Annotated in this window: 13 protein-coding genes; 6 read left to right on the top strand and 7 right to left on the bottom strand. The window is 57.5% G+C overall.

Features of this window, described 5'->3' with window-relative positions; all coding sequences use genetic code 11:
• Positions 1-17 precede the first annotated feature (17 nt).
• Complete coding sequence (locus ONZ54_RS16855) at positions 18-2,288, bottom strand: hypothetical protein (protein ID WP_271786732.1); 2,271 nt, start codon at positions 2,286-2,288, stop codon at positions 18-20.
• 116 nt (positions 2,289-2,404) lie between these two features.
• Positions 2,405-3,253 (bottom strand): NADPH-dependent 7-cyano-7-deazaguanine reductase QueF, encoded by an 849-nt coding sequence (queF, locus tag ONZ54_RS16850; protein WP_271786731.1) that lies wholly within the window; start codon positions 3,251-3,253, stop codon positions 2,405-2,407.
• A 177-nt stretch (positions 3,254-3,430) separates the two neighbouring features.
• Between queF and syd the strand changes: the two genes are divergently transcribed.
• On the top strand, positions 3,431-3,979 hold the full coding sequence (gene syd, locus ONZ54_RS16845; protein ID WP_099991911.1) for a SecY-interacting protein: 549 nt from the start codon (positions 3,431-3,433) through the stop codon (positions 3,977-3,979).
• Between the two features lie 91 nt (positions 3,980-4,070).
• Here the strand turns inward: syd and ONZ54_RS16840 are convergent, their stop codons facing one another.
• From ONZ54_RS16840 to ONZ54_RS16820, 5 genes are all read right to left on the bottom strand, one after another.
• Entirely contained in the window at positions 4,071-4,856 is a 786-nt protein-coding gene (locus ONZ54_RS16840) for a Zn-ribbon-containing protein (RefSeq protein WP_271786730.1), read from the bottom strand.
• A gap of 6 nt (positions 4,857-4,862) precedes the next feature.
• On the bottom strand, positions 4,863-5,168 hold the full coding sequence (locus ONZ54_RS16835) for a hypothetical protein (protein WP_005312025.1): 306 nt from the start codon (positions 5,166-5,168) through the stop codon (positions 4,863-4,865).
• 97 nt (positions 5,169-5,265) lie between these two features.
• A complete protein-coding gene (locus ONZ54_RS16830; protein ID WP_005312027.1) occupies positions 5,266-5,502 on the bottom strand; it encodes a DUF2789 domain-containing protein in 237 nt (78 codons plus the stop codon).
• A gap of 125 nt (positions 5,503-5,627) precedes the next feature.
• On the bottom strand, positions 5,628-5,927 hold the full coding sequence (locus ONZ54_RS16825) for a DUF3301 domain-containing protein (RefSeq protein ID WP_005312029.1): 300 nt from the start codon (positions 5,925-5,927) through the stop codon (positions 5,628-5,630).
• A gap of 72 nt (positions 5,928-5,999) precedes the next feature.
• Positions 6,000-7,028 carry a DUF3549 family protein gene (locus tag ONZ54_RS16820; RefSeq protein ID WP_059167939.1) on the bottom strand — a complete coding sequence of 343 codons (1,029 nt, stop codon included), beginning with the start codon at positions 7,026-7,028 and terminating at the stop codon, positions 6,000-6,002.
• Positions 7,029-7,618: 590 nt separating this feature from the next.
• Between ONZ54_RS16820 and ONZ54_RS16815 the strand changes: the two genes are divergently transcribed.
• The 5 genes from ONZ54_RS16815 (at position 7,619) to ONZ54_RS16795 (ending at position 12,179) form a co-directional block, all read left to right on the top strand.
• Positions 7,619-7,954, top strand: coding sequence for a YqcC family protein (locus ONZ54_RS16815; protein ID WP_005312033.1), 336 nt, complete (start codon positions 7,619-7,621; stop codon positions 7,952-7,954).
• Between the two features lie 55 nt (positions 7,955-8,009).
• Positions 8,010-8,750 (top strand): tRNA pseudouridine(65) synthase TruC, encoded by a 741-nt coding sequence (gene truC / locus ONZ54_RS16810; RefSeq protein ID WP_271786729.1) that lies wholly within the window; start codon positions 8,010-8,012, stop codon positions 8,748-8,750.
• A 90-nt stretch (positions 8,751-8,840) separates the two neighbouring features.
• Entirely contained in the window at positions 8,841-9,281 is a 441-nt protein-coding gene (locus tag ONZ54_RS16805; RefSeq protein ID WP_271786728.1) for a flavodoxin, read from the top strand.
• Between the two features lie 524 nt (positions 9,282-9,805).
• Positions 9,806-11,122, top strand: a complete 1,317-nt coding sequence (locus ONZ54_RS16800; protein WP_282684564.1) for a maltoporin — start codon at positions 9,806-9,808, stop codon at positions 11,120-11,122.
• 91 nt (positions 11,123-11,213) lie between these two features.
• A complete protein-coding gene (locus ONZ54_RS16795) occupies positions 11,214-12,179 on the top strand; it encodes a MalM family protein (RefSeq protein ID WP_059167936.1) in 966 nt (321 codons plus the stop codon).
• The last annotated feature ends 64 nt before the right edge of the window (positions 12,180-12,243 follow it).

The raw sequence follows: 12,243 nt of genomic DNA, 5'->3' as shown, positions 1-12,243 counted from the left end.
GTTGATTATCTATAGGGTTATTGGTTATCCGGTGCTTTCGTCCGTGAAAGTCGAAGCCAATTAACCCATTGCTTTTCATGAGAAGAATTTACTTTTACCAGTCCCTTGTCAATTGCCATCAAGCAGCATTGCCACACATCCCCATTAAAAAATGCGGCCTGTTGGCAATCGATGGCGGCAAGTTCCAGCCAGACGCTTTGCTGGTATTTTTCGCTGAGCTGAATGGCTCCGGCCAGTGCCAGATAGCAGAGGTCGAACAGGCCGTGGTGATCGAGGGCGGTCGCCGCCTTGGGCAGGAAGGGGTGGCTGACGATGCCGAGGCTGATGTGGCGATCCAGCGAGTGCTGGCAGGGGAAAGCGGCAAAGGCCGCGAGCAGATCCTGAGCCAGCTTGTGCAGGTCCTCCACGTGGCGCTGGGGCACCACGTAGAGCAGATGGCCTTCGCGCAAATCATAGATGCGGCCATCCTGCGGTGTCAGCCCCTTGATATAAGCGCCGAAAGCCTGCTCTATCTCTCGGCTCACCTGATAGCCGTGCTGCTCCAGGCTGTTCACCAGGAAGGGCACCCGAAACAGCAGGTAATGCAACTTGTCGCCGAATTCGCTGGTGGGCCGTTCGCTCAGATACCAGCGTTCTGATTTTTGCTGGCGTCTTGCCATCTCCCGCGGCCAGCGGCTCATCAGCCGTTGCCAGTTGGCCAAGCCGGTGCGTGGCTCTATCAAGATGGCCTCACCCAGTTGTTTGCCCTGCAGGCGTGCGACTCTGAGCTTGAGCCAGAGGGTGAAGAACAGATAGATGAACAGGGTCAGCAGCAGGCCCGTGATCACGCTCGACCAGAGATAGCGATCCTGCTGATGCTGGCTGGTATCCAGTTGTTGTTCCAGCTCCTTGATCTGCTGTTCCCGCTCCACCTGTACATAGTTGTCGCGGATCGCCTCCTGCTCCAGATCGACCTGCTGCTGGCGTACCTGCTCGCTGCGCTGGTGGAAATTCTTGTAGCTGTCCAGCGCCTGCTTGAGGTAGCCCTTCTGCTCGTAGGCCACCGAGAGCAGACGGAAGATCTCGAACTGGCGCTGGGCGTCGCCAATCTGGTTGGCCAGTGCCAGCGCATTTTCCAGCTGAAGGATGGCGATGCCCGCCTCCTTCTGCTTGAGGTGCAGCTCACCCAGCAACAGCAGGGTGTCGATCAGTGGCTCTTTGTCGTCCCCCAGTTCGTGGGATTGACGGGCCGCGGTGAGGTAGTTGCGGGCCAGGGTCAGATTGCCGGTCTGCAGATAGGTCTTGCCTATCTCGTACTTGAGATTGGCGATGCGGGTGCGGTTATTGCCCTCGTCCAGCAGATCCAGCGCATTGAAGAAGTAGACCAGCGCCATGTTCATCTCGCCCTGATCCCGGTTGAGGCGGGCCAGCACGATCAGCGCATCGCTGAGCAGGGAGGGATTGCCGAGGGCGTGGAAGTAGTTGGCGGCCTCATTGGCATATTGCAGTGCCTTCTGTGGTTCCTGCTCTGCCTGATAGAGGTTCACTATCTGGTTCGACAGCAGACCGAGGAAGAGAGGATCCTGCAGTCCTCTCGCCTGTTGCTGGGCATCTATGTAGTCACCAAGAGAGAGCTGGGGCTGCTGGAGGGCATGGTAGAGATCGCCGCTCACAGCGCTGACCCAGGCGCTGGCCAGCGGGTTCTTTGCCTGATCTGCCCAGCGCCGTGCCTCTGCCAGCTGGCGTTTGGCCTCGTCAAACTGGTGCGCCTCTATGCTGGCGTTGGTGCGCAGCAAGCGGCTGTATACCTGCAACTGACTCTCTTTGAGGCTGGGGGTGCTGAGCAGGGTCTCGAGCTGGCCGAGCAGAGTGGCACTGGCGCCATGGGAATGCTCCTGCAGATTCTGGCTGCGGATCTTCAGATAGAGGCCATGGGCCTGCAACTCCAGCTGCTGCTCCTTGGTGGCCATGGCAATGCCTTGATCAAGCGCCTTCTGGGCCGCCTGGAACTGGCCCAGTTGCAGCAGGCATTCCCCCTTGAGCAGGTGGGCGCCTGTGGCCTGGGCTGCCGTGCCATAGCTCAGCAATGGTTCGCGATAGCCATACTCCTGGCGATTGCTGATGATTTGCTTGGGATTATTGGCTGTGCGTGTCAGGAAGGCAGAGGTGATCTGGACACATCTGGCAGGATCGGTCAGTACCAGGGTTTGGGCCTGCTGCAGATCGATAGACAATTGCTCCTTGGCCAGATCCAGATCAGGAGCCGACAGGGAGGACATCATCATTGCCAGAAAAAACAGTTGATTCATTGGATTAAGGACAGCACAGGGGTGTGGGCATGTTATCCAAGCCCCCCCCTGCACGTCCAGAGTTTACTGACAGATACGATAGCCAAGGGCCTTCTCTGTCAGCCAGGACCCCAACTTTACTGCCGGATCAGCCGCTGGTTGGCGGGGGGAAGCTCCCAGTCGCTGCGAAACGGGTTGATATCCAGCCCGCCACGGCGGGTGTAGCGGGCATACACTGTCAGCTGGCTCGGGCGGCAGAGGAGCTTGAGATCGGTAAAGATGCGCTCGATGCACTGTTCATGAAATTCGTTGTGCTGGCGAAACGAGATGAGGTAGCGCAGCAGTTTTTCCCGATCCAGCCGTGGGCCGCGATAGTGGATCACCACTGAGCCCCAGTCGGGCTGGCTGGTGACCAGGCAGTTGGACTTGAGCAGGTGACTGTGCAGTGTCTCTTCCACCTCTTCGTTGCCCGCGGCCCCTTGCAGCAGATTGGCATCGAATTCATAGCGATCAACCTCTATATCCTGCTCATCGATGCACTCACCCGGCAGGGCGGCAATGTGGTGCGGAGCCTGTGCCAGGGGGAACAGCGTCACGCTCACTTCGCTGCCGGCGCAGGCACTCAGATCCTTGACCAGCATGGCTTGTACCGCTTCCAGCGAGTCGCAACGGGTCTGGTTGAAGGAGTTGAGATAGAGCTTGAACGACTTGGATTCGATGAGGTTAGCGCTCACTGCGGGCACGGACACCTCACCCACAGCCACCATGGGTTTACCCCTGGCATTGAGCCAGGAGAGCTCGTATAGAGTCCAGATGTCGCAACCCTGGAAAGGCAACTCGCCGGTCAAGCCGAGGTCGTCGCGATTGAGGCTGCGCGGCACAGGTTGCAGCAGGGCAGGGCTGTACTGACTGATGTAGGCAGATTGCTGACCCAGGCTCAGCCCTTGCAAGGCGCTGGCACCGGCGTATTTCTCTTGTTTGCTCATTGTGTTTATGGATCCGGATGTTGAATGGGCCATTGCGCTGCAGCGTCAGGGGCGCTTGCCCCTACCTGGATATTGCATGGGATCGCTACCGGATGGCGACGTCTCATGCTTCACCTTGTCTGCTCGTGGGTTTGATGATGCAATAGCGAACTTTGGCAGCAATTGTGGGGAATTTCGATGTCGGATCAAGTCTTGTCTGCCCTGGAACACTTTTTTTTGCGCTGGCAGCGTGATGGTGAGGCAAGGCGGGGATTGCCCCTGTGTGAATGGGAAGCTGACTGGCGCTCCCCTTGCGAGCTGGATGAGCCCAGAGAGGGGCGGGTCGCCTGGCGCCCTCACCAGCGCCAGCAAGCGGCCGATTTTGCGGCCATGGCCAATGCGCTGGAGCTGGTGCTGCATCCCGCGGCCCAGGCGCTGTTTGGTCACTGGTTCAGTCGCCCCATCCCCTGTTCCTACAAGGGGCTGCGCCTTGAGCTCATTTTGCCGTGGAACGAGGCGGATCTGGACCTGCTCAGGGAAAACCTCATCGGTCATCTGCTGATGCTGCGCAAGTTAAAGCGCACGCCATCGCTGTTCATTGCCACCACCCGCAACGAGATGACCCTGGTGTCGCTGGACAACGAGAGTGGTCAGGTATGGCTGGAGTGGCTCGATTCCGGTCGCCGTCTCACCTTGGCCCCCTCGCTGCCAGCCTTCCTCGAGCGGCTGGAAACCCTGCCCCATTGATCCTGTCCCTGTGAGATGAGAAGGGCCTTGCCATCCGGCAAGGCCCTTCTGCTATCTGGACACAAGGCAGTGCCATCTCAAGGGAGGAGGCTCAATCCTTGAAGTCCCAGGAGAGGTTGGAGATCAGCCGGCAGGGATCGCACCTGAAGTCGAAGATATCGTGCAGCGGCGCTGTCAGTGTCCACTCACCGCCGCAGCCCGGACAGGGGCGGTTTCTCTCTTCGGCTGCGCTCAGCCCGCCGACCCGGTAGAGGTAGTAGTAAGTGGGAATGCCGCTCAGGGCCTCCAGCCGCTTGACCAGATCGCTGCCGCGCCGATGGAGGCGGCTGCCCACTTCGCCTATCTCGTGCAGTGCCGCGTGTTCGGCGATGGAGCCGTTCATCTGCAGTTGATCGCATGCCTCCCAATCCTCCTGCCACTTGATAATTTGCTTGTGATCGCCGTTGGCGACGGCAGGCAACCGGTAGAGCGGTATGGGCGCGAAGTGGTCACCGCAGCGCAGCGGCGAGCAGGTGTGCAGGAAACTGGTGTAGAGCAGCATCCAGCTCGGCCGCTCGTCTGTGTGGCCGCAAGGGTCTGTGCTGTCGGAGAGCAAATCCATCCCTTGCAGCTGGAGCTTGGGTGCGAGCAGACCCGCCTGATTGAGCTGCTGTTCAGCCAGCTTGACCTGTTCACTCTGGTTGTCCGGATGCAGGCTGTCCTGTTCGGGGCAGACCACCCGGCTGATGAACTGCCCTTCATGCATGCTGGTGGGAAACTCCCGTCCCAGGATCTGGCCCTGATAGCGCAGCATGTCCAGGTAGTTGACGATGGCCCGTTCGGCCTCACCGAGGGAGGTATCGCGATAGCACTCAAAGCAGAGTTCGAGAATATACATGGGGGCTCAGTCTGGTTGGCGTTGGAGCAGCAGGGTGGTCAGGCGATCGACTTTCTGCTCGAGTCGGTTGAGCTGCTCGCTCAACTGTTGCAGGTTGACAGTATCGGCCTGCGTGCCGGTATCGGCAGCGGCTGGCGTGCTCGCCGGGGCCGGTTCTGTGGGTTGGGGCTGCTGCTTCCACTGGCTCAGCACCTTGAGCAATTCGGCCATGGGAACGGGCTGACTGAGGCGGGCCTTGACCATGGCAGTGGAGGGAGTGATCCCCTTGGCGGCCAGTTCGTTGGCGATGCGGATGATCTCTTGGGCGGACATGGGGGCTCCTGCGCAGTAGGGCTGTGATACGGGCTTGACGGGGCACAGAGCTTAACCAAACCGCTCTCCTCTGGAAAGCGGGTGGTAAAAGAAGGGATCAGTCGGTCTGGCGCAGCAGCACATCCAGCTGGTCTATGGTTTCCGACCAGTCCGAGTCATTCCAGAGGGCATCGCGCAGGAAGCCAGCCTGGGATGGGGTCCAGAAGCTGGCTTCGGGCAGCAGGGTCTGATTGTCCAGTTTGTGTTCGTGGATGAAGCGGTGCAGGCTCAGCTCGTCATTGGGCAGGCCCAGCTGGGCGAACAGGGCAGGCAGGTCGTGGGTCAACAATTCCATCTTGATCTCTCCCGGGGGACATCCCTGAACATTATAGGTTGTGATCCGCCGCGTCTTGTTTACTGGGATGGCATGCGTCCGGGGGGATAGGGCCGCTCTGGCCTCGTATCTGGCTACCGGGGGCCTTATTGGGCGGGGATGCGATGGGGCGGCAGGTCGACGCCGACTATATGCAGTCCCTGCATGCGCAACTGTCCCTGATAATGGCTCTCGCCATCGCTGGAAAATTCAAACTCGTAATAGGTCAAGAGTCGCAGCGGCCTGTGTGCCAGCGCGCGGTGGCTGCGTGCCAGAGACAGCAGTTGCAGATCGTGATGCTGGCAGTAGCGGCGCATGTATTGCCAGGCGAGCTCCGCTTGGCGGCGCTGATGCCAGAAGGCGCCCCCGACTAGGATAAGCAGCAAGATACCGAGCATTTCACCCATCAAGGGCTCCTTGTGTGATCTGGAGTTGTCTTTGCCAGGCGGCAGCCCACCTGGCCGTTATTCCATTAACCGTTACGCCGAGGCAAACAGACGTCCGATAGCCTGACCGAGTGCATTGCTGCGCTCAGGATCACGCAATCTTGCCAGCATATCATTGCGCAGGGCCGGCAGGGTCACCAGTTCGGCAAACACCTGATTGAAGAACTGGGTCGGCTGCAGCGCCAACTGTTCCAGGAACAGACTGAGCAGGCTTGGCTCTTTGAGGTCGGGCCAGAGGCGCCCTGCGATGGCGAGCAACAAAGCCGGACTTGGCTGGGTTTGCAGCAGGGTCAGCAGCTTGTTGGTGCGCATCGCATTGCCGTTGCAGGAAGCCAGCGCCCGACACAGGTAGGCCAGGGTTTCGGCATTGGGCTCGGCAGTTTCCTGTTCCTTGCCGATCCGCTCGAACAGGGCACCTTGCACGGCCGGCGGCAGCGGGACATTTTCCAGGCTCTGACACAGGGCGTAGAGCGGGGCCTGGGGTAGCTTCGGCAGGGCCTTGCACACCAGCGCCAGATTGCGTTCGTCCTGCAGCCGCTCCGCCATGTCGGCAAAACCTTGCAGTCCCAACGCCTGCCAGCCCTCGTCACCCGGCGCAGCCAGATAGTGGCACAGGCCCTCATAGTAGGCGGAAGGAGCCTGTTCCAGCTGGCGAGCCAGCTTGGCATGCAGGCTGGCCATCTTGGCTTCGGCAGGACGGAAAGTATAGGGATTGTCGGCCAGTCGTTGGGCCTTCTCTTCATCCAGATCGCCGGTCAGCTTGTAGCCGAGGGTCTCGACCACTTGATCCATAAAGAGCTTGGGGCCGCTGCCGATGAGCAGGCCACGCTCATCGAGTGCAAACTTGAGGAACCAGAGATAGTGTCGGGATTCTGCCGGCTGGAAGAAATGAACGCCGAGCCAGGCGTGCTGCTGCAGTGGCCAGGGATAGGGCTCTTGCTGCTGCTCTATGCGTTCGAAGGCGTCGCTTGCCAGCGGCCGCACCTGGCGACCCATGTCAAACAGTTGAAACTGGGTATCGGCCTGGGTCAGAAACTCGGTCAGCGTATTGATGGTAGACATGATGTGATCCGGCTAAGAGTGATGCGGGCCGATTATAAAGCGGTTGTATCAGATAGCCAGTGGGGGCTCCAAGGCCACCCTGTCACGAGCTGAAAAAGATACATCAGGGCGCTGCGGGTCAATCTGTATCAAGCGGTTGTATCAGATAGCCTGTGGGGGCACCAAGGCCACCCCGTCACGAGCTGAAAAAGACGCATCAGGGGCGCTGCGGGTCAATTTGTATCAAGCGGTTGTATCAGATAGCCAGTGGGGGCACCAAGGCCACCCTGTCACGAGCTGAAAAAGATGCATCAGGGGTGCAGCGGGTCAATCTGTATAAAGCGGTTGTATCAGATAGCCAGTGGGGGTTCCAAGGCCACCCTGTTACGAGCTGAAAAAGACGCATCAGGGCGCTGCGGGTCAATCTGTATAAAGCGGTTGCATCAGATAGCCAGCAGGGGCTGGGTTCTGCGTTCCGCTTGCCAATGGAACATGGCAGAGGGGGAGGGGGACGGTGTATAGTAGCGCCCTTTTTTGAGGAACCCGGCCAGCCGTTATCTGCCATGCAGAGGAGCGTCAGGCCGGTATCGCAGTAAGAGGAAGAGAACGAGATGAATCAATATCTGCTGGTAGCCGGCCTGCTGGGTGAACTCACTGCCGAGTTGCAGCGCCTGGGGCGTTGGCAAGACGAGCATCCTGGCAAAGAGGCTCTGGCGAGCGAGCTGCCGTTTTGTGTCGATACCCTGAGCTTTGATCAGTGGTTGCAATTCGTGCTGATCCCGCGCATGGAGCAGCTTGTCATGCTGCAAGCCCCCTTGCCTACCAGCGTCTCCCTCTATCCCATGGCGAGCGAAGTTTACAAGAACGAGCTGGCCGAGATGGCGAGCCTGCTGCGTCTCATCGGTCGCTTCGATCTGCTGCTGACCGGTAAAGTGGTGGAAAAATGAGTTTGACCTTGCGCTTTCAGAGAAAAACGCAGCCGGGTGACGACGTGGTGATGCAATGAAACTGACTCTGCTCTATCAGGATGATTGGTTGGTAGCGGTCAACAAACCCTCCGGTCTGCTGGTGCACCGCAGCTGGCTCGACAAGGCCGAGACCCGGTTCGCCATGCAGATGACCCGGGATCTGATCGGGGGGCGTCATGTCTACCTCGTGCATCGCCTCGATCGCCCCACCTCGGGCGTGCTGCTGTTTGCTCTGGATCCTGCCGTTGCCCGTATCCTGACAGAGGCCTTTGCCGCCCGGCAGGTACACAAGGAGTATCTGGCGCTGGTGCGGGGCTGGGCCCCGGAGCAGGGAGTGATCGACTACCCCCTCAAGGAGCAGCTGGACAAGATCGCCGATGCCATGAGCAATCCTGATCGCCCGGCCCAGGAGGCGGTAACGGCATTTCGTTGCCTGCATCAGGTCGAACTGCCTCATGCGGTTTCCAAGAAGCACCCCACCAGTCGCTATAGTCTGGTCAAGTTGTTCCCGAAAACCGGTCGCAAGCATCAGTTGCGCCGCCATATGGAACATCTTTTCCACCCAATAGTGGGCGATACCACTCATGGTGATGGTCGCCACAATCGCTTCTTTCGTGAACACTTCGGCTGCGAACGCCTGCTGCTGGTAGCTCGTACTCTCAGCTTCGAGCACCCGATCCTCAAGGTCCCGATGCGGATCCAGGCGCCGCTGGGTCCTGACCTATTGCAGCTGTTCGCCGAGCTGGGCTGGCCTGGCAGTGAAAGTGACTACTGATCATCCCCTCTATTCCTTCATCCTGACAGGGTGTTGCCTTTGACGGCGCTGTGGCATGCTGTGAAGCCATACTCGTCAAAGGAATCCGTTATGGCTCAGATAGATCTTGTAGTGGGAACCGTCTATGGCTCAGCCATGCTGGTGGCCGAGACGCTGGCTGAACATCTGCAGCAAGTCGGACATGTATGTCAGATTTTCGATGAGGCCGTGCTGGAAGACATAGATGCCTCCCGCTTCCTGCTGCTGATCACCGCCACCACGGGGCAGGGCGATATTCCGCCCAACCTGCAACCCTTGGCCGCCGCTCTGGCGGATCGGGCTCCCTATATGAAAGGCTGGCGTTATGCCCTTATCGCCATGGGGGACAGCAGCTACGAACACTTTTGCGGTGCCGGTCGTCAGCTCGACGGCTTGTTGCAGGAGCTGGGAGCGAGTGCGCTATTACCCCGCCTTGAGATAGATGCCGCCGTCGATGATGAACCGGAAAAGGTGGCATTGGCCTGGCTCACCAGCTGGGAAAATAAACTCTAGGGCCATTCCCTCGTCATTTTTTATTCATCCCCGATGGGTTCGACCACGGGGATGTTTATTTCTGCGTTTCATGCCTGTCAGTTGAGTCTATTTCCCACTATTTCTCCGATTATTTTCCTGTCTCCCAATCATGTATTTGAGCATTTATTCCAGTCCTGACCGACATGCAGGAAAATTAAAAGTTCCGCATTGAAAGCGATTTCAGTCATGTTTTTGTCATTGAATTGACATTTTTCATCTTAATGCTCGAAGCGAATTAATTGTTGATAGCGTTTTCAATATTTTGTTTGCGCGTTTTTTTATGTTTTAAGGGTGATTTATTGCTAATTATTGGTCTTTGATCTTTGTTTAACCCCATTGGCAGTGGTGGTGGGCGATTTGTCGCCATTTTGTGAATCAGCTCATGTTTGTCTCGAAATTGGCTACCTATAATCCATCCCGGTTATCACCGAAACGTTTTTCTTGGTGATAAGAACTTGAATATCAGGATCACACTCCTCTCAGCGGGAATAAGGAAAATGAAAATGAAAGCAAAGTGGCTCCCGATCGCTGCAGCAGTAACCGCAGCCCTGGCTTCCCAAGCCGCCTTCGCCGTTGATTTCCACGGCTACTTCCGTTCAGGTGTAGGCGTTTCCGGTGACGGAGACATGGTTAAATACAACGTGAACAAAGTTGGCCGTCTGGGTAACGAAAATGATACCTATGGCGAAGTTCAGCTGGGTCAGGAAGTATTCAACAAGGATGGCAAGACTTTCTACGTTGACTCCATGTTTGCCATGGCTTCCAACGGTTCAAACGACTGGGAAGGTACCGGTACCGTTTGTAACTTCGATGCCAAACAGTGCAATGGCGACTCCGATTTCGCCCTGCGCCAGTTCAACGTACAGGCCAAAGGTCTGCTGGGCTTCGCGCCGGAAGCCACCCTGTGGGCCGGTAAGCGTTACTACCAACGTCACGATGTCCATATCTCTGACTTCTACTACTGGAACATCTCCGGTGCCGGTGCCGGTATTGAAGGCATCCAGGCCGGTCCTGGCAAGATCTCCTTCGCCTGGGTTCGCAACGACCGCAGCGCGGCCGATGTGTTCGGTCAGTACACCAACACTGGTACTGTCGCCAACCCGGTTTATCAAAAGAATGAAGACCTGAACGTCAACACACTGGACCTGCGTTATGCCGGTATCCCGCTGTGGAGCGAAGCCTCTCTGGAACTGGGCGTAGACTATGCGCTGGTTAACGAGACCGAAGCTCAGAAACCGCTGAAAAACAACAACATGAAAGACGGCGTCATGCTGACTGCCGAACTGACCGCCGGCATTCTGGGTGGCTTTAACAAGACAGTGCTGCAATACGGTACTGAAGGTTATTCCAAGACCATGGCCTTCTACGGCGACGGCTCCTGGTACGGTGCCGAAGCCAAAGACGGTGCTGATGGTTATCGCATCATCAACTGGGGTGTTGTCCCGATGGGCAACAACTTCGAGATGGGTCACCAGCTGGTCTACGGTGTAGGCAACGATATGTGGGATGGCAACGACAAGTGGGAAGCCATGTCAGCCGTTGTTCGCCCCATGTACAAGTGGGATGACTTCAACAAGACCATCTTCGAAGGCGGCTACTTCAAGGACAAGAACAAGTCCACCAACGGTACTTCCGTTGATGACTCTGGTTACAAGCTGACCCTGGCTCAAGCCTGGTCTGCCGGCTCCAGCTTCTGGGCTCGTCCTGAAATCCGTGTGTTCGCCTCCTACCTGGCCAACGACGAAGATCAGAAAGTCTTCGAAAGCGGCACCTCCAAAGACACCTACCAAGTTGGTGTTCAAGCGGAAGCTTGGTGGTAAGCACCTCTTTCAGTTAAGTTAGTCACTGCCCCCGTATGGGGGCAGTTTTGTTTCGCCGGGTAACGGCAACCGGGTTATGGAGATAAGAAGAATGAAATTGGTAAAGATGTCTATCGCAGCCGTGGTTACTGCGCTGTTGGCCGGTTGTTCCGGTAGCATGGTGGTCCCCATGCAGGATCACGCATCCATTCTGAGCAATGCCGAACAGGCCAAGCAGGCACTCTCACAGGCGACCAGTTGCTGCAATGCTTTCAACGACTTCAATTATGTGGCCTTGCCGGAAGGCGATACCCTGCTGGCCCTCGACGGCAAGCAACCCAGTTTTCAGTTTGACGAGGGGATGAGCTACTTTGCGGCTTATCGCCTGCCAGCCAACACAGGCAACCTGGCCATCAAGGTCGCATCTCAGGTAAGCAAGACGGTACTGGTGCCGCAAGTGATCATGCTGGATGCCCAGTTCAAGGTGACACGGGTGCTGGGTGAGTCAGTGTTCAGCTACCAGCCAGCCCACCTGCTAAATAACGATCGGATTGAAGGCAATATCTTTGTCGATCGCAGCATGCCGGGCAACCCGGCTGCCGAAACCTATATGATTGTCTATGCCCCGGCCAGCGAGCTGGCGGGCAGTACCACCATATTGCACCCAGCCAAAGCCTTCGCCCGTGCCAACCAAACGGTTGAGCCAGCAGTGCCGGATCCCGTGATCCCGCATTCACCATGGGGGCTGGTACAGATCGAGGTGGTCGATATGGCCAAGGGGCAGGGCCTTGAGGCTGTGTTCAAACCCGAGTACGCAGACAAGGTTGCGATGAGCCAGGCCGCGCCAGCAACTGCCGCAGTGGCTGCCAGTGCGGTGACGGCAACTGCGGTTGCTGCCAAACCCGTGCCCGCCATGTTGACCGAGACCGAAGCCTTCTATCAGTCCCAGATTGAGAAAGCGGTGAAAGCCGGTGATATCGACAAGGCCATGCAACTGGTCAGTGAGGCCGAGCGTGCCGGTTCAACCAAGGCTAAATCCATTTTTATTGATGCGGTCAAACGTTCGCAAAAAGGCTGAATATTTTCTAGCCTTTAAATTGTAATATTTATTTGAGGCCTCCCTTGTTGGAGGCCTTTTTAAT

The organism is Aeromonas salmonicida (assembly GCF_028355655.1).
GTDB classification, from domain to species: Bacteria; Pseudomonadota; Gammaproteobacteria; order Enterobacterales; family Aeromonadaceae; genus Aeromonas; species Aeromonas salmonicida.
Note: the sequence above shows the minus strand (reverse complement) of the source record. Positions and strands in the feature narration are given on the sequence as shown.

Coding starts and splice junctions, on each gene's coding strand:
- queF (WP_271786731.1), bottom strand. CDS start 3,253: ATGAGCAAACAAGAGAAATACGCCGGTGCCAGCGCCTTGCAAGGGCTG.
- ONZ54_RS16805 (WP_271786728.1), top strand. CDS start 8,841: ATGGCTCAGATAGATCTTGTAGTGGGAACCGTCTATGGCTCAGCCATG.
- ONZ54_RS16855 (WP_271786732.1), bottom strand. CDS start 2,288: ATGAATCAACTGTTTTTTCTGGCAATGATGATGTCCTCCCTGTCGGCT.
- ONZ54_RS16815 (WP_005312033.1), top strand. CDS start 7,619: ATGAATCAATATCTGCTGGTAGCCGGCCTGCTGGGTGAACTCACTGCC.
- ONZ54_RS16830 (WP_005312027.1), bottom strand. CDS start 5,502: ATGGAATTGTTGACCCACGACCTGCCTGCCCTGTTCGCCCAGCTGGGC.
- truC (WP_271786729.1), top strand. CDS start 8,010: ATGAAACTGACTCTGCTCTATCAGGATGATTGGTTGGTAGCGGTCAAC.
- ONZ54_RS16840 (WP_271786730.1), bottom strand. CDS start 4,856: ATGTATATTCTCGAACTCTGCTTTGAGTGCTATCGCGATACCTCCCTC.
- ONZ54_RS16800 (WP_282684564.1), top strand. CDS start 9,806: ATGAAAGCAAAGTGGCTCCCGATCGCTGCAGCAGTAACCGCAGCCCTG.
- ONZ54_RS16795 (WP_059167936.1), top strand. CDS start 11,214: ATGAAATTGGTAAAGATGTCTATCGCAGCCGTGGTTACTGCGCTGTTG.
- ONZ54_RS16825 (WP_005312029.1), bottom strand. CDS start 5,927: ATGGGTGAAATGCTCGGTATCTTGCTGCTTATCCTAGTCGGGGGCGCC.
- ONZ54_RS16835 (WP_005312025.1), bottom strand. CDS start 5,168: ATGTCCGCCCAAGAGATCATCCGCATCGCCAACGAACTGGCCGCCAAG.
- ONZ54_RS16820 (WP_059167939.1), bottom strand. CDS start 7,028: ATGTCTACCATCAATACGCTGACCGAGTTTCTGACCCAGGCCGATACC.
- syd (WP_099991911.1), top strand. CDS start 3,431: ATGTCGGATCAAGTCTTGTCTGCCCTGGAACACTTTTTTTTGCGCTGG.